Origin of the sequence: Gluconobacter vitians, assembly GCF_015244565.1 — a bacterium.
GTDB lineage: Bacteria > Pseudomonadota > Alphaproteobacteria > Acetobacterales > Acetobacteraceae > Gluconobacter > Gluconobacter vitians.
The window spans coordinates 81,381-104,208 of sequence record NZ_JABCQG010000002.1; the positions used below are offsets into that span (position 1 = coordinate 81,381).

Below are 22,828 nucleotides of genomic sequence, written 5' to 3' on the forward strand. Positions count from 1 at the left end.
GCATTTCTCCGAAACAGGGAGCGGGTGCGTCACCCTATCCCGCCATTCCCTAATACAATCTTAACGTCTCTTGCCCTTCTCCCCAGCCTCCGGAGATTTCTCATGTTCGCCCGACTTACGCTGCTTGCTGCGACTGCGGCATTAGTAATACCTGCCGTTGCCAGCGCGTCCACACTGCCCGACATGCCTGCCTCCTGCTTCACCTATGAGCTTGCCGGAACCCAGAGTGGTGCGCATGGCCTGACGGCCAGAACACTTCATGCCACGCTGACCGGGACTAACATCACGCTGGATATTCATGGCATCAGCCTGTCCGATCCATCCGGCCACGTGCAGGGCGCAACCCTGGAGCGTTTCAATGCCGTGGCAGCCTATGCCGCGCTCAGTGCTTTCAGGGGCGGCATCAGCGATGCCTGCAAGGATCAGGGCCTTGGAATCAACAGCAGCGATCTCCGGCCCGGAACGCCGCAGGCGGCATGGACAGATGTCAAACTGGCTCGCCCCGGTCATGACATGACGATCCGCAAGGCCTCGATCCAGGCCGTCCAGACGACACCGGACCTGCATCTGAAAGTCGAGGGCACCGGTATCCACGACACCAAGCAGCCCCTCATGCCGACACAGCTTTCAGCCGATCTGACGGTCCAGGGTCTCGATACGGCGCGCCAGCAGATCACGATCAATGCCCTGCACGCTGTTTCCGGTACCAGCACCATCGACGGCAAAGGCACGATTGAGCCCGGCGCCACCGCATCGACATCGGCAGCAGACCTGCAGGTCGGTGTCACGAATGTTGAGACCCTGATTGGCCAGATCCGCGACACGGCACCGAAGAAGGTCGTGGCCGCCCTGACGATCGCCCGGCTGATGGGCCGTCAGAGCGGTGATGCGACATTGTGGGACATCGGGCTGAGTGGCGGTGTCGTGACCGTCAACCGCATCCCGCTGCCGTTCTCAGTCCCCTGATTTTGACGCTTCAAGCTTGCGGATCATCTTGCACAGAACGGTCGTGACCTTCTTGGCGTAGCCGATGCGGGTCGCGTTCGTCATTTCGCGGATGACCGCAAGCTTGTGGTCGGGGCGGATCTTCACGCCCGATTCCTTCTTGCGCGTTACCCAGTCGATCAGCGCGGCCGGATTGCGGAAACGGTTCCGGCGGAACTGGATCACCATGCCCTTCGGCCCCGTCTCCAGACGCTCGACGCCAGCCTCACGACACAGACGCTTGATCAGAACCACATCGAGCAGATTGCCGACTTCCAGCGGAAGCGATCCGAAGCGGTCCACGAGCTCGGCGCGCATGGCCTCGACCTCGGCCTCATTCGTCAGCGATGCAATGCGCCGGTACAGCCCCAGGCGTACCGGCAGATCCGGCACATAAGTTTCGGGGATCAGCACCGGCAGGCCGAGAATGATGGTCGGGGTCCAGCTGTCCTCGTCTTCCTGACGCTTGCCGCGCTCACGGCGCATATCAATCACGGCGTCTTCGAGCATCTGCTGATACAGCTCGATTCCGACTTCCTTGATATGCCCGGACTGCTCGTCGCCCAGCAGGTTGCCCGCACCACGCAGATCAAGGTCGTGGGACGCCAGCGTGAAGCCTGCCCCCAGCGAGTCCAGCGTCTGCATGACCTCAAGCCGCTTTTCCGATGCGGGAGACAGCGGGCGCGTCTGCGGCCAAGTCAGGTAGGCGTAACCACGCTGCTTGCCACGCCCGACACGTCCACGAAGCTGATAGAGCTGCCCCAGACCGAACATGTCCGCACGGTGGATGATGATCGTATTCACGCTCGGCATATCCAGCCCGCTTTCCACGATATTGGTGGAGAGCAGGATGTCGTATTTTCCGTCCGCGAACTCCGTCATGACACGTTCGAGTTCCGTGGGCGTCAGACGTCCATGGGCCTGAACGGTCTTGGCGTCCGGGACGATTTCGATCAGGCGCTCGGCCATCCGGTCCATATCTGCCAGACGCGGCACGACGCAGAAGATCTGACCACCGCGGAACCGCTCACGCTGGATCGCCTCGCGGATCATGACGCTGTCGAACGGCGTGATGAAGGTGCGCACCGCCAGACGGTCTGTCGGTGGCGTTGCGATCAGGCTCATTTCGCGCACACCGGACAACGAAAGCTGAAGCGTTCTGGGCAGCGGCGTGGCCGACAGGGTCAGGACATGCACGTCCTCACGCAACGCCTTCAGACGCTCCTTATGCGCCACACCGAAATGCTGCTCCTCGTCGATGATCAGCAAACCCAGACGCTCGAAGGACACGGTCTTGGCCAGCAGTGCATGGGTGCCGACCACGATATCCACCGTGCCATCCGCCATGCCTTCGCGGACCTTCGTAGCTTCCTTGGGCGTGATCAGGCGGGAAAGCTGCGCCACATTGACCGGAAAGCCCTCGAAGCGCGTCGAGAAGCTGCGGAAATGCTGACGGGCCAGCAGCGTCGTCGGCACCACGACCGCGACCTGCATCCCCGAAAGTGCGGCGACGAACGCTGCCCGCAGCGCCACTTCCGTCTTGCCGAAGCCCACGTCGCCACAGACCAGACGATCCATCGGCCGCCCGGCGCTCATGTCTTCCAGCACATCCGCAATCGCGCGAGACTGGTCCTCCGTTTCCACGAACGGGAAGCGCGCACAGAACTCGTCCCACAGCCCTTCAGCCGGCGCGAGCGTCGGCGCATCCTTGAGCGCACGGGCCGCGGCTGTCTTGATCAGCTCACCCGCCATGACGCGGATGCGGGACTTCATCTTGGCCTTGCGCGCCTGCCAGGCGGTTCCGCCCAGCTTGTCGAGCTGCACTCCGGCCTGTTCCGAGCCAAACCGGCTCAGAAGTTCGATATTCTCAACCGGCAGGAGAAGCCGCTGTTCCCCGTCATAGAGGATCGACAGGTAATCGTGTGCAACGCGGCCTTCGACGACTGTCTCAAGCCCGACATAGCGCCCGATCCCGTAATCGGAATGAACGACCAGATCCCCTTCCGCGATCTCGCCGACCTGCGAGATGAATTGCTCGCCACGCTTGCGACGGCGCGGCGGCCGGGAAATCCGCTCGCCCAGAAGATCCTGCTCGGAGACGAAACACAGACGGTCCGAAACAAACCCGCGCTCCAGACCCAGCGTCAGCAGGCCGGTCGTGCCCTTCGGCATTCCCGATGCATCCGGCCAGTCTTCATAGGACGTCGTCGTGACACCATGCTCGGCCAGAAGATGCGAGATCCGTTCCCGTGATCCGCGGCTCCAGGCCGTGACATAGGTCCGCCGTCCTGCCTCGGCCCAGGTCTTCACCTGCTGTCCGAAGGCTTCGAACATCCCGGCCCGGCTTCCATCCTTGGCGCGCGCGAACAGCGGTCCGGGGCGATAGCCTGCGTCCACGCCCTGAGCCGTATCCGGCATGGCAAATGCATTGAGAATGACGGACGGGACATCCGCCAGCATCGACTCCCAGCCGTGAGCATCCAGATACAGCCGGTGCGGCGGCAGCGGACGGTACGGGATCTCGCCCTCGCGGGTCGGTACACGGCGGGCCTGATAATGATCGGCGATCATGTCCAGCCGGGCCTTGAGGATTTCCGGCGCATGTTGATCGAAGCTGACCGCCCCGCCCGGCAAGTAATCCAGCAGCGTTTCCATCTGGTGCCCGTCACCGTCATGAAACAGCGGCAGGTAATGCTCCAGCCCCGGATAACGCCGTCCGTCGGAGACGTTCTCGTAGATCGTATCGGATGTCGCAGCAGGGCCGAACGAATCGCGCCAGCCTGTCCGGAAGCGGCTGATGCTGTCCGGGCCCAGCGAGAATTCGGATACCGGGCGCAGCTCAAAACGCTTCAGGGTCTCGGTGGAACGCTGCGTGCCAACGTCAAACGCGCGGATGTTCTCCACCTCGTCCCCGAACAGGTCCAGCCGGATCGGATCGCTCTCGCCGGCCGGAAACAGATCGAAGATCCCGCCCCTTGTCGCGAATTCGCCCGCTTCCATGACCGTATCGGTCCGGGTGTAGCCGTTGGCGATCAGCAGTTCGATCAGCATGGCCTGATCGAGGCTCTCGCCCGTCTTCACGCTGATGGACTGCCCCCGGAACGCCGAGCGCGGGGGCACGCGCTGCACCAGGCTGTGCACGGTCGTCAGAACGATCCGCCGTGCCTTCGTGGGCTCCAGCAGGCGACACAGCGTCCCGGCCCGTTCGGCAATCAGAACCGGATTGGGCGAGACGCGGTCATAAGGCAGGCAGTCCCAGGCAGGCAGACGCAGAACTTCCACTTCCGGCATGAGCCAGGCCAGCATGTCGGCCAGCGCGGCCACGGCAGCGTCATCGCGCGCAACGTGAAGCAGAGGTCCGTCATGCTCGGCAAGGCGCTGGCGGAGAAGAAAGGCCACACTGCCATCCGGCACGCCCCAGACGGTTGGTCCGAAAGACCTGCCGAAGGAGGCTGTGGACATTTCACGGGTCATGGTTTCGTTTTGTTCCATCCTGCTAATGCCCTATACCTGCCGTTCCATCGCCTGTCAGCCCGAGGAGCACGGGAAGCGCCCGTTGTCACGATGCCGTCCGAACAGTTCCCGCAGTCTCTTCCATCCCATTCCGACAAAGAACAGCGCAACGAAGCCTGGGACGACCGTCTCGCTCCCCTCTTCGCACCGCTGACGAGCCTGCCCGGTATCGGCCCCCGGCACGCTAGCCTGCTGGAAAAGATCGCGGGCGGTCGACGCGTGCTGGACCTGCTGTTCACCCTGCCCGAACGGGTTGTTGAACGGCGCATTCTGCGCACAGTCGCGGACGGACACAATCTCGCGCCCGGCGAAATCCTGACAGCCCATGTCCGCGTCCTCACCCTGCGCAAGGCCGGTCGCCCCGGACAGCCTTCCATCATCCGCACCGAGGACGATACCGGAAAGCTGGATCTGGTGTTTTTCCAGACGCGCAACATGCCCAGTCCCACGGTCGGCGCCGAGCTTCTCGTCTCCGGCAAGACCGGCACGTTTCAGGGCGAACTGACGATGCCCCAGCCCGATCATGTCGTAAGCTGGGCCAAACGTGACAGTTTCCCCTCGCTCGAACCCGTGTGGCCCCTGACCGCGGGCCTGTTTCCCTATACGGTCCGCAAGGCCATGCGTGCTGCTCTGGCGCTCCTGCCCGATCTCCCGGAATGGCTGGATCCGGCCCTCGTCACCCAGCGGAAATGGCCGTCTTTCACGCAGGCGCTGCGCCTGATGCAGTCCCCCGAAATCATCCCGCCGGAAGTCGCATGGGAGCCTGTCCGCAACCGCGCCCTGTCCCGCCTCGCCGCCGACGAGCTTCTGGCTGATCAGCTCTGCTTTGGCCTTGCCCGCCTCAAGGCCCGTGAGCGGCATGGACGCAGCTTCCCCGGCACTGGCGAACTTCAGGCCGAAATGCTGCGCCGCTTCGGCCACAAACCCACCCACGCCCAGACACTGGCCATTGCCGAAATCGCTGCCGATCTTTCGGCTTCAACGCCTATGATGCGTCTTCTTCAGGGCGATGTCGGTGCAGGCAAGACCTTCGTCGCCATGAACGCCATGCTTCAGACCGTCGAGTCCAGCGCGCAGGCTGCCCTCATGGCGCCCACCGAAATTCTCGCGCGCCAGCATTTTGAAACGCTTTCCCGTCTCTGCCCGACGGAATGCGTCTATCTGAGCGGCACCATCAAGGGCGCAGCCCGGCGCAAGACCCTCGCCGCCATCGCGGATGGAACTGCAAAGATTGTCGTCGGCACCCACGCCCTGTTTCAGGACGGCGTAACTTTCCACGACCTTGGCCTTGCCGTCATCGACGAGCAGCACCGATTCGGCGTCCGCCAGCGCATGAATCTGAGCGCCAAGGGAGAAGCGACCGACATTCTCGTCATGACGGCGACCCCCATTCCCCGCACGCTCCAGCTTATGGAGTGGGGTGAAATGAGCGTCAGCCGTCTGGACTCGAAACCGCCGGGCCGTCAGCCGATCCGCACGACCCTGCACAGCATGGACTCGCTCGACAGCGTGCTCGCCGGCATCAGCCGTGCCCTGCGCGATGGCGTGCAGGTCTTCTGGGTCTGCCCCCTCATCGAAAACAGCGAGACACAGGCCGCAGCAGCGGCTGAAGAGCGCTGGGCCTCACTGGAGCAGCGGTTTGAAGGGCTCGTTGGTCTTGCCCACGGCAAGCAGGACATCACCGTCCGTCAGGACGCCCTGGACACGTTCCGCCTGGGCAAAACGCGCCTTCTCGTCGCCACCACGGTTATCGAGGTCGGCGTGGACATTCCCGCTGCCTCCGTCATGGTCATCGAACAGGCCGAGCGCTTCGGTCTGGCCCAGCTTCACCAGCTTCGCGGGCGCGTCGGGCGTGGCTCGAAACAGTCCTTCTGTCTCCTCCTCCATGATCGCGCTGCAACACCCACCGCCGTTCGGCGCCTCAGCCTGCTGCGCGACACGAATGACGGTTTCCTGATCGCCGACGAGGACTACAGAATCCGTGGCGGCGGCGACATTGCGGGGGACAGGCAGTCCGGACTTCCCGGCTTCCGTCTGGCTCAGGGTGCGCGCCTCAGCCTACTACTGACGGCCATGCAGCAGGACAGCGAGCGTGAAATCGCCCGTAACCCGCATCTGCAGGGTCCCCGGGGCCATGCACTCAGACTCCTGCTGGAAATATTTGACCGGAATGATCCCGACAGGCTTCTGATTTCCGGTTAGACAGAAAAGCTCACGCAGATATAATGCTCCGCATTGAAATAACACATTCAACTGAGTTTTACGGAGTACACGCGTGATGAGCAGTCCTGCCAGAGACGCTCAGAAAGAGACCCCATATGAATACTCTGGCACCTCTTCGGATAGCCGATCGCTTCTCTTTCGCCTGCTTCTGCCCGCGACGGGTGCTTCTGCTGTCGTTCTGCTGAAAATTATTAAAACCGGGACAACCACTGTTCTTCAGTATGCAGGAGATCTGCCAGCGTCACTGCGTAAGATAATTGCTGGTGAAACCGTTCTTGCCGCAGATCGCGCCCAGAACAGCGAGGGCTCTTTTCGTGGACAGTTCTCCGAAGACTGGTCATTTCTTGGATGTCCTGTTCCTCCCCATCATGACAGCCGGACGAACCAGTTCCTGGTCGCTCTCTATCCGGCAGGAAAAAGCCTCCATTCTGCCGCTCACAGCGCCCTGCAGGATGTCGCAGGGCAGATTGCAGGCCAGCCGGAACATCACGGAAAATCGTCCCTCCCCGACCGCGAGGAAAGTCTCCATGTTCTGCATCAGTTCATCGAGAGAACGGGCAAACTTTCACGGCGTGCCGTCTTCAGTCTGATCCATCTCAATCTGGATCATCTGTCACTCATCAACGAACGTTACGGATGGGATACGGCCGATCTGATCCTTGCTGAAATGATCTGCCGTCTTAAAGCCGTTCTTCCGGAAGGCTGTTTTCTGAGTTCCGTTGGTGGCGGCCATTTCATGGTTCTCACCCCGCCCGGCACAACAGCCGTGACGACACGCTCCCTCGTCAACGCAATCCTGAAAATCTCCAGCACGCCCGTCTCTCTGGACATGGGCGCCATTCCCTTCTCGATTTCCGCAGGCTGGAGCGTCTATCCGCAGGATGCCGAGGACGCGAACCAGCTCATCCTCGCAGCCCGCGCGGCACTGACTGAAGCCAATCGCACCGGCGGCGGACATGAGCGCCGTGCCAGCGCGGAACTGACCAATGCCTACGCCATTACATCCAATCTGGAACAGGATCTTCTCAAGGCCGTCGAAGGCGATGCCCTTTTCCTGAAATGGATGCCCATCGTCGATACGGCATCCCAGAAAATTGTCGGGCATGAGGCTCTTCTGCGCTGGACCCGCCCCGGACATGGCGAAGTCGCTCCAAACCTGTTCATTCGCTATGCCGAGGAAGTCGGCATGATCGAAGCGCTGGACAGCTGGAGTCTGCGTAACGCCTGCCAGGCAGCCCTGCACTGGCCCATTCCCTTGCGAGTCTGCGTGAATGTCTCACCCGTATGGCTGGTGAATGAACGGCTTGCGGCCCTTGTCGATGCCGTGCTGACAGAAACCGGTCTGGCGCCCGAACGTCTCCAGATCGAACTATCGGAATGCAGACCTTTCGGTCCATCAGATATCGCCTTCCGCGAACTCTCCCGCGTCCGTGCACTCGGTGTGCGCCTTGCCATTGACGATTTCGGAGCAGGATACTCCTCGCTGGAACGGTTGCGAATCTATCCGCTGGACCAGATCAAGCTTGATCGCGCCTTCGTTCAGTACCTTGGTGAGGACATGCGGGCCGACGAGATCATGTATGCCATCCTCTCTCTTGCGCGCTCCCTGAACATTACATGCTGCGCAAAAGGTGTGGAGACAGAACACCAGATGGCCATTCTTGATGCCAATGGGTGCGAGGAAGTTCAGGGCTATCTGCTGGGCACGCCCATCCGGGACAGTCACGTCCCACACCTTGCCCAGGCATAAAAAAAGCCGCTCCCCATCAGGGAAGCGGCTTTTTTAACTTATCGCCTGCGGACAGATCAGAATTTGACCGAAAGCTTGAGCGATCCGTAGTTGAACAGACCGGCTTTCTGGGTCTGGAACTGCGCCGTCTGCCAGTTCTGGCTGTAGGACAGACGCACCCCGTGCCACATGACCGCCACACCGGCATGGATCTCGCCCACATCCCAGACCTTGTCGACATGCGGCGCATTGGGACGAACCGTGCTGCCCTGCAGCGTCACGTCATAACCCACGGCCTGCCCTTCGACACCGCCGTAGAAGTACCAAGCAAAAGGACGAGTCGCGCGGAACGCATCCGTGCCATCCAGCCCCGGCCCAATCGTCGCATTGCCGAAATCGCTGTCCAGCCCCTGCCCGATGCGGAACGTTGTCGCCACGTCAGCGTAAGTCCGGTAGTCACCGGCCGCGCCTGAAATCGCCGGCAGAACATCCGCATGGATGCCATAGACATTCAGGACTGGCACACGCCAGATCCGTCCGGCCTGGACCTGGAAGATCGGCTGGTTTGCAAGCTGATGGCCCCAGCCTGTGCTCGGCGTATCGCTGATGGCCTTGTGAAATCCGTTCTGGACCTGGCGCCCGAGTCCAGACGGACCAAGCATGCCGAACTGGATTCCCATTACGGTTCGGGAAAGATCGGTATCGTTGATGAGGTTGACCGTTCCCAGCAGCAGGCCGGCATAAGGCCGGTCACCCTGCGGCGGGTTGTCAGCCTGCGTGTCACGCGGCGTATCAATGATCTGCTGCAGGCCGATGCTGATACGCTGCACGCCGTCTCCCATCAGAGTGCGGTTCAGCTTCGCGATCGGACGGGGAAGATTATCCGTCCCTGACGTCCAGTTGATGCGCAGGCCAGACGTATAATACTGATCCGACGTTCCTTTCAGGGTGGAAATGGCGTCGTTCTCGCCCTGGACGGTCCAGGTTCCGTACGGATCCTGTAACGGTGTGGCCATAGCAGAAGAAGACAGCGCCAGCACGGCAGTGGCTCCAATGGAAAAAGTCAGTCGGCTTCGCATGGGCACCTCTGTTACGCGCGGGGTCCGGAACCACCAAGTACTGGAGAACGTGTGTATGTCATTTCCGTACGCCGAATCAAAGTCTCCACGAGACTCATCTCAATCTTAAAATTAGCGCGAGTTATGTTTCAGCCCCATATTCCCTGTGGCAGAGAAGGAAAAAAGCGTGCTAGTGATTGCTGCAGGAAAGAAACAGCGTCGTTTTTTTCCAAATTTTTGAAATTACGTCACGGCAGGCCCAGCCCTACCATGACACCCCAGTCTCGGGATTAGACCGTTGAGAAACAACAGAACCGACCGCAGCAGCTTCAACTCACCTCGCCGCGGCGGGTTTGACGACACATACTCGTCCCAGCCGTCCTATGGCGACCGTGGAGGCTTTGGTGGTGGCAATGGTGGTGGTGGCTACGGCGCCCCCCGCCGCAACAGCTTCGTCGCAGCTTCAGGCCCGGAAATCAGCTCCCGCGTGAAGTGGTTCAACACCGAGAAGGGTTTCGGTTTCGTTGAACTGTCCGACGGCTCGGGCGACATCTTCCTGCACGCCAACGCCCTGACGAACGCTGGTGTCAGCAACGTCAATCCGGGCGCAACGGTTGTGGTCCGCATCGGCCAGGGCCCCAAGGGCCGTCAGGTCGCTGAAGTTCTCTCCGTTGACGAGAGCACGGCAGAAGCACCGCGTCCCCGCGCTGCTTTCGGTGACCAGCCCCGCTTCGGTGGCGCACGTCCGGGCCGTCCGGCTCCGGATCTGTCCCGCGCTGAAGACATGCGTGGCACGGTCAAGTGGTACAACGCCACGAAGGGCTTCGGCTTCATCACGCCGGAATCCGGCGGCAAGGACATCTTCGTCCACGCCTCCGCTCTCGAGCGTTCGGGCCTGCCGACGCTTGACGAAGGCCAGACGATCAACGTCAAGGTTGTTCAGGGCCAGAAGGGTCCGGAAGCTGCTGAAATCAGCGCTGACTGAATGACCCGGACTTCGGTCTGAGTAAAAAAGCCGCTGCCAGCTTTTGCTGCAGCGGCTTTTTTCATGCGCGGATCTGCAGATTTCAGGCAAATAAAAAAGGCCGGAAAACTCCGGCCTTTTTTATGATGATTCATAAGGATTTATGCGTCAGTAATCTTTGCCGCTGCTGCGTACCAGACGGGCCTTGTCACGTTTCCAGTCACGTTCAGCGATCGCGTGGCGCTTGTCTTCCTTGCGGCGTCCCTGCCCCAGACCCAGCGTGACTTTCGCCATACCGCGGGCATTGAAGTGAATATCCAGCGGCACCAGACTGGCGCCCGCACGGCTGACAGCGCCCAGAAAATGCGCGATCTGCTTGCGATGCATCAGAAGCTTGCGCGGAGCACGCGGCTCAAACCGGGAGAGGACACCGCCCTGATATTCCGGAATGTAGGAATTGAAGAGCCAGATTTCGCCATCACGTTCAGCCGCATAAGCTTCCGTAATGGTCGCCCGACCGAGACGCAGACTTTTCACCTCCGGCCCCTTCAGCACGATTCCTGCTTCTGTTGTCTCCAGAATGGTGTAATCGAACCGCCCTTTGCGATTCTGTGCGGCCATTCCATGAGAAATCATACCGCTCTTGGTTTTCTTTCCCGCCATACCTGCAATCAGTCCAGAAGCTCGAGAGAACGCAGAGCCTCGTCAATAGCCAGACGCGTTGCGTCCTGCGGCTCTGCAAGAGGCAGGCGCAGCGTCGCGTTGCACAGCCCCAGTCTGGACAGAGCGTATTTCACCGGCCCAGGGTTGCTTTCCATGAACATGGCATCATGCAGCGGCGTTAGGTGATCCTGGATGGCGATCGCATCCTCGATCCGCCCTTCCTGCCAAGCCAGATGCATGTCGGCACAGAGATGCGGCACGACATTGGATGTCACGCCAATGCATCCGTCGCCACCCGCAGCAAGAAAAGACAGGACGCTGTTGTCGTCGCCGGAAAGCTGGTTGAACGGCTTGTTCACGGCACGACGCACTGCAATCGGGCGGGCCATATTGGCCGTCGCATCCTTGGTTCCAACGATATTCGGGTGCTCGCCAAGACGCGCCATGGTCGCAACCGAGATATCCACGACTGACCGGCCAGGGATGCAGTACAGGAACATTGGCAGCGGCGTTGCATCGGCAATCGTCATGAAATGACGATACAACCCTTCCTGCGATGGCTTGTTGTAATACGGCACAACCACCAGCAGGCTGTCAGCACCGACCGAATGGGCGTGCTTTGCCATGAGAACGGCTTCGGACGTGCTGTTGGAGCCTGCGCCTGCCATGACGCGCACACGGCCATTCGCGGTCTCGACGCAGTGCGCCACAACGCGTCCGTGCTCCTCATGGGACAGCGTTGGACTCTCGCCTGTCGTGCCGGCCGGGATCAGGGCCGTCGTGCCCGCTTCGATCTGACGCTCGATCAGCTTTGCCGAAACGTCGAAATCAATCCGTCCATCCGTATGCATCGGTGTGACCAGAGCCGTCAGCGACCCCTGATACATGCTCGTATCCGTCATTATTCCGCCTTCTGTCATGGGCTCTGCCTGTCCTGCCGTCACGCTGAACGGCGCGAAAGGCTGCTTGGGTACACACCCAGAATTCTGAGATCGTCGCTGACCTGCTCCAGTTCCGCGAGCGCCGCCGCCAGAGGGGCCTGTTCCGGATGTCCCTCGACATCCATCAGGAACTGCGTCGCCGTGAACGAGCCGTCCAGCATGTAGCTTTCGATCCGCGTCATGTTGATACCATGCCGGGAAAATCCACCCAATGCCGCATAGAGCGCACCCGGGCAGTTTCCGACGCGCATCAGCAGTGTTGTGAGCACATCTTTGCGCTCGGGTGAAGGAATGCAAGGTTTGCGTGCCACACGATAGAAGCGTGTGGTGTTATGCGAGGCGTCTTCGACATTGCTGCGCAACACCGTCAAACCGTTCAGTTCGGCCGCCAGAGACGACGCGATTGCCGCATCCTCCCTGCGTCCCCACTGTGCGACCATTTCCGCAGCCCCTGCCGTATCGAACTGCACCACCGGCTCCACGCCCAGTTCGCTGATCAGCTTGCGGACCTGGCCCAGCGCGACCGGATGTGTGTGAATCCGGCGCACGTCTTCGATCCTGGCGCCCGGTACGCCCAGAAGGCAGTGCTCGACGCGCTGGAAATATTCTCCGACAATGTGAAGCCCGGCGTCCGGCAGAAGCGAGTGAATGTCCGGCACACGCCCGGCCAGCGTATTTTCGCAGGCCAGCAGCGCTTCATCGGCCCGCCCGTCATGCACGGCATCAATCGCATCGGCAAATGTCGGACACGGCAGCGTGGTCCAGCCGGGACGCGCCTGACGGCAGGCTAGATCGGAATAGGCGCCGGGACGGCCCTGAAATGCAATGACCGGCATCAGACCAACCCTCTCACATGTTCCAGATCAGCAGGCGTATCCACGCCCTGAGGCGCATGGTCAATCCTTGCACAGCCGATCGTCATGCCTGCCTCGAGCGCGCGAAGCTGCTCCAGACTTTCCCGACGTTCCAGTGCAGACGGTGCAAGGGCTACGAAACGCCCCAGCGCTTCCCGGCGCCAGGCATAGACGCCCACATGATGCCAGTGCGGCCCCTCTCCCCACGGAATAGGCAGTCGCGAGAAATACAGTGCCCGCGTCACGTCCTTCTCACCAAATGCACAGGCAATCTTTACAACCTGCGAGGCGTCGCGTTCAGCCTCACTCGTCACCGGAGCCGCCAGCGTGCCGATATCGAATGCCGGATTTTCCAGCGGTTTCAGAACAGCGGTCAGGCTGGAGGGCTCGATCAGGGGCAGATCGCCCTGAAGATTGATGACCACATCATGCTCGCCTTCCGGGTCCACTTCCGCCAAGGCCGCGTGAACCCGGTCCGAACCACTCGCCAGTGCCGAGTCGGTCAGCACGCCGCGAACACCGGGAATATCCCTGATGGCGTCGAGGATCTCTGCATCTCCTGCCGCCACGACCACTGGGCCGGTCTTTGCCGCAAGCGCCCGGCGGACAACCCGGACGATCATGGGAACGCCACCAATATCAGCGAGGGGCTTGCGCGGCAGGCGGGACGAAGCAAGTCTGGACGGAATGACGATGATCGGATGCATGGCCCCTCTGATGCCGCCCGCCAGAACGGGCGTCAATCTCAGGTCATGCTCAAGCGACGGGAATAGACGAAAATCATGAGTGAAACGGTTCTGCAGACTGCCATCGACGCTGCGACAGCCTGCGCGGACATCGCCCGCCGGACCGTCCTGCCCCATTTCCGGACCTCCCTTCGCGCCGATGCCAAATCCGATGACAGTCCCGTCACCATTGCGGATCGTCAGGCCGAACAGGCCATGCGCGCCATTCTCGAAGAGCGTCTGCCCGAACATGCCATTCTTGGCGAGGAGAACGGCATAAGCGGCGCCAGCAGTGACTGGCTCTGGGTGCTGGATCCCATTGATGGCACACGTGCGTTTCTGACCGGTCGTCCGACGTTCGGCACGCTTATCGCGCTCTTCCACAAAGGCAGTCCTGTCCTTGGCCTGATCGACCAACCCGTTACCGGCGAGCGCTGGATTGGTGTTTCTGGCCGTCCGACCCGCTTCGTGTCCGATCGCCTGCCCGGCACTGTCGGAACGCGTCCCTGCCCGCAGGCAGCCGAGGCCGAACTCTCCTGTACGGCTCCCGAAATCATGACCGCCGCGCATGCCCCGCGCTTTGCCAATCTGCAAAAACATACCCGCCGTACATCCTGGGGCGGAGACTGCTATGCCTACGGCCTCCTCGCCCTTGGCCAGATCGACGTCATTGCCGAATGCACGATGAAGCCCTGGGACTGGGGGGCTCTTGTTCCGGTTGTTGAAGGCGCAGGCGGCCGGATCACGGACTGGCAGGGACAGCCTCTGACACTTGAAAGCGATGGCACTGTTCTGGCCTGCGGAGACGCAACCTTGTTACCCGAAATCGTCCGCCACCTTTCCTGAATCCCGCCAATCGGCTAGGGAATGGGCCCCGGCGGACGTGGCGGCAGGCATGAGCCGGGACTGGTCTGGCCACGGCCAGGCCTCTGATGGAACCAGTTTGAATTGAAACCGGAGCCTTCCGGTTCATGACCGGGACGGATTTATGGAAACGCAGTTCTCTCTCCCCAAGAACAAGATCCGCATTCTTCTTCTGGAAGGCATTCATGAGAGTGCCGTGGCCCATTTCGCCGCGCAGGGCTACACCGAGGTTACACGCGTTAAGGGCGCGCTCGAAGGTGACGCGCTTAAAGAGGCCCTTCAAGGCGTGCATATGGTCGGCATCCGCAGCCGTACGCAGCTGACCCGCGAAGTTCTTGAAGGCGCAGACCGCCTCATGGCCATTGGCTGCTTCTGCATTGGCACCAACCAGGTCGATCTGAACGCTGCACGCATGCTCGGAATACCCGTGTTCAACGCACCGTTCAGCAACACGCGCTCCGTGGCCGAACTGGTCATGGGCGAAGTGGTCATGCTGCTCCGTCGCATCCCGTCACGCTCGGAAGCCTGCCACAAGGGCGGCTGGGACAAATCCGCCACCAACGCCTGGGAAGTCCGCGGCAAGACGCTTGGTATTGTCGGTTACGGCTCCATCGGCTCGCAGCTTTCCGTCCTGGCCGAGGCCTTTGGCATGCGCGTCGTATATTTCGACGTGATGCCCCGCCTGCCACATGGCAATGCCATTGCCGTCTCCAGCCTGAATGAACTGCTGGCCCAGTCCGATATCGTCAGCCTGCACGTTCCGCAGACCCCGGAAACCGACCTGCTGATCGGCGAAGCGGAAATCCGGGCCATGAAGCCCAATTCCATCCTGCTCAACAACGCACGCGGCAATGTCGTGGACCTTGAGGCCCTGGCTGCTGCCCTGAAGGACGGCCATCTCATGGGTGCGGGTGTGGACGTGTTCCCGGTCGAACCCAAGAAGGCTGGCGAAGAGTTCAAGACGCCGCTGCAGGGGCTCGAAAACGTCATCCTCACACCGCATATCGGCGGTTCCACCATGGAAGCGCAGGAACGCATTGGCGTCGAAGTCTCCCGCAAGCTGGTGGATTATTCCGACGTGGGGTCCACGATCGGGGCCGTCAACTTTCCCAGCGTCCAGCTCCCCGAGCGCCCCCGCGGCACGCGCTTCATGCACGTCCATGCCAACCGCCCCGGCATCATGCGCCAGATCAATGACCTGTTCGCATCGGAGAACTGCAACGTGACCGCCCAGTATCTCCAGACGGATGGTGAAGTCGGTTATGTCGTGGTGGAAGCCGAGTCGGAAAGCTCTGACATGGATATGAAGCTTCTGGACGGACTCAAAGCTCTCGACGGCACCCTTCGTGCCCGCCTGCTGTACCAGCGTTCCTGACACCTTTCCGTTAACCAACTGGAAATAATTTCGGCCTAGGATTTGCCTTATGACGAGTCCCAGCCCGCACACACCTGCCCTCGCCCGCATCCAGAGCTTCGCCTTCTCCGGAATCGAAGCTGTTCCGGTCAAAGTCGAGGTGCAGGTCTCCAGCGGCCTCCCGGCGTTTCTCGTGGTGGGGCTAGCGGATAAATCCGTCGGTGAAGCCCGCGAACGTGTCCGCGCTGCCCTGACAGCCATGGGACTGGCGCTTCCACCAAAACGCATCCTGGTTAATCTCGTACCCGCCGATCTTCTCAAGGAAGGCGCGCATTTTGATCTTCCCATTGCGCTCGGCCTACTCTGCGCCATGGGGATTCTATCGTTTGAGGCAGTCTCGGCCTATGCCGCTGTCGGCGAACTCTCACTGGATGGACGCATCAATCCCGTCGCAGGCGTTCTGTCCGCTGCCATCGGTGCCGTCGAGGATAAGCTCGGACTGATCTGCCCGGCCGCACAGGCGATTGAAGCACGCTGGGGGAATGGCAGCACGGACGTTCTTGGCGCGCCCACACTTGCGGCCCTCGTCTCCCATTTTCAGGGTCAGCAGATCCTGTCCCCGACGCCGCTCCCAACCGAACATTTTATCGAGTATGGACCTGATCTCGCAGACGTCAAAGGGATGGCAATCGGACGACGGGCTCTGGAAATTGCCGCGGCCGGGGCGCATTCCATGCTCATGAGCGGTCCGCCAGGTGCTGGAAAATCCATGCTCGCCAGCCGCCTGCCCGGTATTCTGCCCAACCTGACACGGGAAGAAGCTCTGGAAACCAGTCGGATTCACAGCGTTTCTGGCATTCTGCAGAACGGGAGACTGGTTGTCCGACCACCCTACCGCGCGCCGCATCACAGTGCGAGCCTTCCTGCCATCGTAGGTGGCGGTGCAAAAGCCCGGCCCGGCGAGGTCAGCCTCGCCAATAATGGCGTGCTGTTCCTCGATGAACTGCCCGAATTTTCGCGATCCTGTCTGGAATCCCTGCGCCAGCCGATTGAAACCGGCAGCATTTCCATCGCCCGTGCGGCCCACCACACGACGTATCCCGCACGTTTCCAGTTCATTGCAGCCATGAATCCGTGCCGCTGCGGCTACTTAGGTGATCTGGAACGGAGCTGTCGCAAGGCTCCCCGCTGCGGCGAGGACTACACGGCCAAGATTTCCGGCCCAATGCTCGATCGCATGGATCTGTGCGTGCAGATCGAGCCGTTATCTCCCATCGAGATCAGCCGTGCGCCGAAAGGCGAGAGCAGCGCCAAGGTTCGGGCCCGCGTGGAAGTTGCCCGCCAACGCCAGATTGACCGTCAGGGCGTTCCCAATTCGCAGGTTTCCCCCGATGCCCTTGAAATGGACGATGATGCCCGCTCGCTTGCCGAGCAGGCCGCCGAAAGACTGCGCCTATCCAATCGCGGCATCACACGTCTGATCCGGGTCTCCCGCACCATCGCCGATCTGGAAGGGACACAGAGCATCCAGCGCCATCACGTCGCTGAAGCCCTGACTTTTCGTCGCCGTTAAGATTCAGAACTGAAGGCTGTCCAGACCTCGGGCCAGATCGATTTTCAGGTCCTCAACATCTTCCAGACCAATATGCAGGCGGAAGGTTGCGGAAGTTGGCCCACCGTCCCCTGTCACGCGCCGGATATGCCCTGTGGTCGGCAGAACCAGACTTTCGTAGCCGCCCCAGGACGCGCCAATCCCGAACAGACTCAGCCCGTCGATCATACGCTCGACGGCCTCAACGGAAATTTCCGGCTGAAGCTCCACCCCGAACAGGCCGCACGCCCCCGTAAAATCGCGCTTCCAGAACTCGTGCCCCGGACAGTCTACCAGCGCCGGATGCAGGACCCGTGCGACCTCGGGACGCGTCTTCAGCCACTGCGCGATTTGCAGTGCCGAACGCGACTGATGTGCCAACCGCACACCCATCGTCCGCAGTCCGCGCAAAGTCAGCCAGCAGTCATCCGGCCCGGCGCATAGTCCAAGCTGGATTGCGGCATCCCGCAGCGTCTTCCAGTGCGCCTCATTATTGACCGTAACCGATCCCATAATCACGTCAGAATGCCCGGCGGGATATTTCGACAGCGCCTGGATCGACACGTCCACACCATGGGTAAAGGGCTGGAACACACCGATCCCCCAGGTGTTATCCAGCATTAGAAGCGCTCCGGCCTCATGTGCGATCCCAGCCAGCATCGGGACGTCCTGCACTTCAAAGGTGTGGCTGCCCGGACTTTCCGCAAAAAGTACCTTCGTCTCCGGTCGCATGAGCGCCAGAACTTCATCTCGGGATGCCGTGGGAGGATAATAGCTCGTCGTCACGACCATGCGCTGAAGCATGGTTTCCGCAAAGCGCCGCGTCGGTCCGTACACCGAGTCGGGAAGCAGAAGATGGTCTCCGCAGCCCAGAAACCCCAGAAGCGGCAATGCGCAGGCAGCGAGGCCCGAGCCAACAACCTGTGTATGGGTTCCGCCCTCGATCCGGCTGAGCATTTCTTCAAGCTGATGCTGGATCGGTGAGCCCATGGCCCCGTAGACCACCTTATGGGCATGGCTGCGACCATCCGTCCTGTTCATGGCTTCCAGCGACGGGAACAGGACCGTCGATCCCCGGCTCACCGGCGCATTCACGAATATTCCCGATTCCGGAAGCTCGTGTGGACGTCCCTCACGCACCAGCATGGAGGCCATCCGGCTCCATCCCGCGCTGACCTGCTTTTCAAGATCGCTCATGCTCATCCTTCCCCCGTCACGACCGGGGCATCGGGGTCACTGCCCCATTCCGCCCAGGATCCATCATACAAAGCCGCATCGCCATATCCTGCGATCGCCACCGCCGCCACGATTGTCGCGGCTGTCAGTCCGGACCCGCAGGTTGCGATTACCGACTGGCCTTTTGCGGCGCCCAGAATCTGCTTTAGTTCGTGTGGCGGCAGAAAACAGCCGTTCCCGTCCACGAGCCGCGTCCAGTCCATGCTCATTGCGCCGGGCATGTGGCCGCTCCGTACACCCGGGCGCGGTTCAGGCACTGTTGCAGCAAACCGGCCCACGCTCCTGGCATCAAGGACAAGGCTGTCTTCGCGCCCTAGCGCAAGCCGAACATCGCCGGCACCTGCCAGAAGCCCGTAGCGGGGACGAGGACGGAACACTGCCGGTTCAGTCTCAGCAGGAGCACTGTTTTCAACCGGACCGCCTGCCTTCAGCCAGGCTTCCAGTCCACCATCGAGTATCCGCGCGTTCCGGTGCCCGAACAGCCGTGCAAGCCACCAACCCCGGCAGGCACCGACACTTCCGCGCCCGTCATAAAACACGACCGGCACATCCTCACTCACACCCAGCGCGCCCATCAGCCTCGCAAACCGCGCAGCACCGGGAACCGTGTGTGGAAGCGAGCTGTCCGGATCTGCAAACACATCGATATCGAATCGCTGTGCATCAGGCAGATGGCGTTCAGTAAACGCAGCGTCGGGATCGCCCTTCTGCCCCGGCAAAAGCACGCTGGCATCAAGAGGAATGAACCGGCCGACCTCGGAGATCAGGGTCGCGGCATCAACAAGTGGCGAGATCGTCATATCCTTACCATAGGTCGAGGGATGCGCCGGACGCCAGAGCGTGCCAAAGTAGCACTCCATGAACACGCAGCGCACAGAGTCATGCGAGCCGGGGTACGTCTCCGGCCCCCGTCAGGACCATGCTCCCGCATGACGACCGAGCGGATCCTTCTCGGCCTGATCCTGGCCGGAATCGCTTATGGCTGCGGCATCATCCTGTGGCCGTTTCTGTCGGCCATTCTGTGGGCCGCAATCCTCGCCTTCACGACCTGGCCGATCTACCGCCGCATGCGCCGCCATGTCCGCCCTGTGCTGGCGGCCCTCGCCATGATGGCGTTGAGCGCGCTGTTCATTGTCGTCCCACTTGCTGTGCTGACCAGCGCGGGGATCAGCGACATTCCCGGTACGATCTCGGAAATCGACGCCCTGATCGTGCATGTCACCAGCGCGAACCCGCCTCCCGCCTGGCTGAACCGTATCCCGATGGCCGGTCCCCATCTCGTAAATGCCTGGCATCATTTCAGCCATGACGTCGGCGCTTTCGCGACCGAGGTGCTCCGCCCCTATGCCGGACAGATTGCCCATCTGACGCTGACGGTCCTGCTCCGCCTCGCCGGAGGCCTCGCCGAGCTGATCATGGCGCTGTTCGTCGCTTTCTTCCTGTGGCTCAACGGCGACACACTGGGGAACACCATCACGGCCCTGATCGACCGCATTGCCGGGCCCCGCACGACGCCCCGTCTTATCAACATCATCGGTCGCACGGTCCGTGGCACAGTTTACGGCATCCTCGGGACGGCCCTAATCCAAGGTGTGCTAACCGGGATTGGCCTTATGCTCGCGGGTGTGCCGTCTCCCGTCCTGCTGGCAGGCATTACCGCTTTCGTGGCTGTCTTTCCTATCGGCGCCCCGCTGGTCTGGGTGCCGGCCGCCATCTGGCTGGGCATGACCCATCATTTTGGACACGGGCTATTCCTGGCCATCTACGGCATCCTCATCATCTCGGGTGCCGATCACGTTATCCGCCCGGCCTTCATCGCCCGCGGTGCCCAGCTTCCCTATCTGCTGACCGTCCTTGGTGTGCTTGGCGGCATCGTGACCTTTGGCGGCGTGGGGATCTTCCTCGGCCCCGTTCTGCTGGCTGTCGGCTACACACTGACCAGCGAATTTGCCGCCGGTCCCCATCACCGCGAACGCAATCCCCTCTACCTTCCGGAGCCTCCGAAATGACGACGTCCCTTCTGTCCGGAGCCTCTTTCAAGATCCTGAGCTGGAACCTCTACCGATGGGATGGTGCCTCGCTGGAAGATGTCCTGACGGTCATACGTGCGGAAGATCCCGACATTGTCGTCATGCAGGAAGCGCAGGAGGCGGTGGACCAGCTTCCTGAAATCCTTGGGGGTTACTACGACCGTATTCCGCTTCCCGGGCGCCCTCATGGAACAGCCTGCTGGAGCCGCCTGCCGTTTACGCGCCCGCCGTCATTCTGCCGCCTGCCCCGTGGCCTTCTGGTCAAGCGCACGGCCCAGCTTATCGATTTCGGCAGTTTCTCGCTCGCCAACGTGCATCTGTCCCATGGCCAGATCCTCAACCGGCGCCAGCTTCGCAGCATCAGCGCCAATATGCGCCACCGCGCCGTCATCATGGGGGATTTCAATCTTGTTGGTCCCGTCCTGCTTCCCGGTTTTCTGGATGTCGGACCCAAAGAAAAGACCCACCGGATGCTGAACCATGTTCCGCTGAGGCTGGACCGCTGCCTCGTGCGTGGCCTGTCCCGTCTGGAGGCCCGTGCTCTGCCGCGCTTCGGCTCCGATCACCGCCCAATCTCCGTCACCCTCAGACTGGGCGCGTAACAGCCTTACAGATACGGCAGCAGGAGCCTGATTGCGGAATTCCGCATCCGGATCGGGAATGGCATGCTGTCCAGATCATGGTGCGTCAGCCGGTTGCGCCGATGGGTCTTCATGAACGTGGAAAGGTCTTTGGCCACACCCCGGTCGTAGATTTCCAGATTGATTTCGAAGTTCAGCCTCAGGGAGCGCATGTCGATATTTGCACTTCCCACGAAGCTCCATTCATCATCCACGACCATCAGCTTGGAATGATTGAACGGCGGATCGGCCATCCACACCCGGCAACCCGCATCCAGAAACGGCCGCAGATTGGCATCCCGCGCATGGTCGATCAGCGCATGATTGCTGCTCTTGGGCACGACAATATCAATTGTCACACCCCGCAGGGCCGCAAGAATAAGTTCTGTCGAGAACCGGTCATCCGGCAGGAAATACGGCGTCATGACCCAGATATGCGAGCGGGCCAGCGAAAAGGCCTGCAGCATTCCGTATTCGATCTTTTCCAGATCCGTATCCGGGCCTGACGTCACGATCCGCATCGGCACGTCTCCCACCGGAGACGGCTCGGGCAGATAACGCTCGCCTTCGAGTTCTTCTCCCGTCGTGAATGACCAGTCCCAGGCAAAAGACACGGCGAGCTGATGCACGATCGGCCCCTGAAGGCGGAAATGCGTGTCCGCAACTGGCAGCTTCGTCCGCAGCCGGAGCATGTTCTCCTCGCCGATGTTCAGACCGCCCATGAAACCGACTGTCCCGTCGACCACCAGGATTTTGCGGTGATTGCGCAGATTGATGAACGGCATGCGCCAGGGCCAGACCGAGTGCATGAACCGCGCGCAGGCCACGCCCTCTCGCCGCAGCCGGCGTTCGATTCCGCAACGGAAATATCCGCTCCCGATTCCGTCCACCAGAACCCGGACCGCAACCCCGCGCCGCTTTGCGGCCACCAGAGCCTCTGCAAAACGCTGACCAACCTCATCATCCCTGAAAATATAGGAACACAGGATGATCGATTTCTTTGCCTGACCGATCGCCTCCAGCATCACCGGATAGGCATTGTCCCCGTCATGCAGACAGGTGACTGAATTACCCCGCATCAGCGGCCGTTCCGTTAGCCGTCCCAGCATTTTTGACAGCGGTGCCAGATTGCCTTCCACCGTCTGCCGGTACTGGGCCAGTGGATCGCGCCCCTCCCACAGATGCTGGTTGACCATCTTCTGGGCCCGGCGCCGGACACGATTGATCCCAAACATCAGATACAGCACCGTCCCCAGCAGCGGTGCGATCCAGCAGATGCCGATCCATCCTGTGCAGGATGCCGTGTCACGTTTGTGAATGAGAGCATGGACCGTCACGAAAACAGGAAGGATCCAGCGCAAAATCTGCGTGAGGATATGGAAAACGGTCCAGTGCGTCATAAATCTCCCTGTAGCGAACACCCCGCGCCTGAAAACAGCACACAGGCCTCCAGGTGTTCACGCTTCATCCTTTCGCAAA

18 protein-coding genes are annotated in these 22,828 nt (G+C 61.2%); 9 read left to right on the forward strand and 9 right to left on the reverse strand.

Annotation, left to right across the window (positions count from 1 at the left end):
- The first annotated feature begins 102 nt into the window (after positions 1–102).
- On the forward strand, positions 103–966 hold the full coding sequence (locus HKD24_RS02020) for a DUF2125 domain-containing protein (RefSeq protein ID WP_194258797.1): 864 nt from the start codon (positions 103–105) through the stop codon (positions 964–966).
- Here the strand turns inward: HKD24_RS02020 and mfd are convergent.
- Positions 955–4,476 carry a transcription-repair coupling factor gene (gene mfd / locus HKD24_RS02025; protein WP_194258798.1) on the reverse strand — a complete coding sequence of 1,174 codons (3,522 nt, stop codon included), beginning with the start codon at positions 4,474–4,476 and terminating at the stop codon, positions 955–957. The genes HKD24_RS02020 and mfd overlap by 12 nt on opposite strands.
- Before the next feature lie 72 nt (positions 4,477–4,548).
- Between mfd and recG the strand changes: the two genes are divergently transcribed.
- Both recG and HKD24_RS02035 read left to right on the forward strand, forming a co-directional pair.
- Positions 4,549–6,699: an ATP-dependent DNA helicase RecG gene (gene recG / locus HKD24_RS02030; protein ID WP_194258799.1), complete on the forward strand. Its 2,151-nt coding sequence runs from the start codon at positions 4,549–4,551 to the stop codon at positions 6,697–6,699.
- A 76-nt stretch (positions 6,700–6,775) separates the two neighbouring features.
- Entirely contained in the window at positions 6,776–8,470 is a 1,695-nt protein-coding gene (locus HKD24_RS02035) for a putative bifunctional diguanylate cyclase/phosphodiesterase (protein ID WP_194258800.1), read from the forward strand.
- A 56-nt stretch (positions 8,471–8,526) separates the two neighbouring features.
- On the opposite strand, the gene HKD24_RS02040 is transcribed toward HKD24_RS02035, so the two are convergent.
- A complete protein-coding gene (locus tag HKD24_RS02040) occupies positions 8,527–9,528 on the reverse strand; it encodes a lipid A deacylase LpxR family protein (RefSeq protein WP_194258801.1) in 1,002 nt (333 codons plus the stop codon).
- A gap of 277 nt (positions 9,529–9,805) precedes the next feature.
- Between HKD24_RS02040 and HKD24_RS15520 the strand changes: the two genes are divergently transcribed.
- Entirely contained in the window at positions 9,806–10,492 is a 687-nt protein-coding gene (locus HKD24_RS15520; protein WP_011251660.1) for a cold-shock protein, read from the forward strand.
- Positions 10,493–10,639: 147 nt separating this feature from the next.
- On the opposite strand, the gene smpB is transcribed toward HKD24_RS15520, so the two are convergent.
- The 4 genes from smpB to HKD24_RS02065 are packed head-to-tail and all read right to left on the reverse strand — an operon-like array spanning position 10,640 to position 13,636.
- On the reverse strand, positions 10,640–11,134 hold the full coding sequence (gene smpB / locus HKD24_RS02050) for an SsrA-binding protein SmpB (RefSeq protein ID WP_011251661.1): 495 nt from the start codon (positions 11,132–11,134) through the stop codon (positions 10,640–10,642).
- 8 nt (positions 11,135–11,142) lie between these two features.
- The gene (gene dapA / locus HKD24_RS02055; RefSeq protein ID WP_194258802.1) at positions 11,143–12,036 is read right to left on the reverse strand and encodes a 4-hydroxy-tetrahydrodipicolinate synthase; all 894 of its coding nucleotides are present in this window, start codon (positions 12,034–12,036) and stop codon (positions 11,143–11,145) included.
- A 38-nt stretch (positions 12,037–12,074) separates the two neighbouring features.
- Positions 12,075–12,911 (reverse strand): prephenate dehydratase, encoded by an 837-nt coding sequence (locus HKD24_RS02060; protein ID WP_194258803.1) that lies wholly within the window; start codon positions 12,909–12,911, stop codon positions 12,075–12,077.
- Positions 12,911–13,636: a 3-deoxy-manno-octulosonate cytidylyltransferase gene (locus tag HKD24_RS02065; RefSeq protein WP_194258916.1), complete on the reverse strand. Its 726-nt coding sequence runs from the start codon at positions 13,634–13,636 to the stop codon at positions 12,911–12,913. Before HKD24_RS02065 ends, HKD24_RS02060 begins: the two co-directional genes overlap by 1 nt.
- 75 nt (positions 13,637–13,711) lie before the next feature.
- Here HKD24_RS02065 and HKD24_RS02070 point away from each other — a divergent pair, with 75 nt between their 5' ends.
- The 3 genes from HKD24_RS02070 to HKD24_RS02080 all read left to right on the forward strand — a co-directional run bounded on the left by HKD24_RS02070 (position 13,712) and on the right by HKD24_RS02080 (position 17,445).
- The gene (locus HKD24_RS02070) at positions 13,712–14,500 is read left to right on the forward strand and encodes an inositol monophosphatase family protein (RefSeq protein ID WP_194258804.1); all 789 of its coding nucleotides are present in this window, start codon (positions 13,712–13,714) and stop codon (positions 14,498–14,500) included.
- Between the two features lie 142 nt (positions 14,501–14,642).
- On the forward strand, positions 14,643–15,893 hold the full coding sequence (gene serA, locus HKD24_RS02075) for a phosphoglycerate dehydrogenase (RefSeq protein WP_194258805.1): 1,251 nt from the start codon (positions 14,643–14,645) through the stop codon (positions 15,891–15,893).
- Positions 15,894–15,942: 49 nt separating this feature from the next.
- Positions 15,943–17,445, forward strand: coding sequence for a YifB family Mg chelatase-like AAA ATPase (locus tag HKD24_RS02080; protein WP_194258806.1), 1,503 nt, complete (start codon positions 15,943–15,945; stop codon positions 17,443–17,445).
- Positions 17,446–17,448: 3 nt separating this feature from the next.
- On the opposite strand, the gene metC is transcribed toward HKD24_RS02080, so the two are convergent.
- Complete coding sequence (gene metC, locus HKD24_RS02085; RefSeq protein ID WP_194258807.1) at positions 17,449–18,660, reverse strand: cystathionine beta-lyase; 1,212 nt, start codon at positions 18,658–18,660, stop codon at positions 17,449–17,451.
- 2 nt (positions 18,661–18,662) lie between these two features.
- A complete protein-coding gene (locus tag HKD24_RS02090; RefSeq protein WP_407646343.1) occupies positions 18,663–19,559 on the reverse strand; it encodes a sulfurtransferase in 897 nt (298 codons plus the stop codon).
- 69 nt (positions 19,560–19,628) lie between these two features.
- On the opposite strand from HKD24_RS02090, the gene HKD24_RS02095 reads away from it, so the two are divergent.
- Both HKD24_RS02095 and HKD24_RS02100 read left to right on the forward strand, forming a co-directional pair.
- Positions 19,629–20,708 carry an AI-2E family transporter gene (locus tag HKD24_RS02095; RefSeq protein ID WP_194258808.1) on the forward strand — a complete coding sequence of 360 codons (1,080 nt, stop codon included), beginning with the start codon at positions 19,629–19,631 and terminating at the stop codon, positions 20,706–20,708.
- The gene (locus HKD24_RS02100; RefSeq protein WP_194258809.1) at positions 20,705–21,331 is read left to right on the forward strand and encodes an endonuclease/exonuclease/phosphatase family protein; all 627 of its coding nucleotides are present in this window, start codon (positions 20,705–20,707) and stop codon (positions 21,329–21,331) included. The genes HKD24_RS02095 and HKD24_RS02100 overlap by 4 nt, the downstream gene beginning before the upstream one ends.
- Positions 21,332–21,336: 5 nt before the next feature.
- Here the strand turns inward: HKD24_RS02100 and cls are convergent, their stop codons facing one another.
- On the reverse strand, positions 21,337–22,749 hold the full coding sequence (gene cls / locus HKD24_RS02105) for a cardiolipin synthase (RefSeq protein WP_194258810.1): 1,413 nt from the start codon (positions 22,747–22,749) through the stop codon (positions 21,337–21,339).
- Positions 22,750–22,828: the final 79 nt, after the last annotated feature.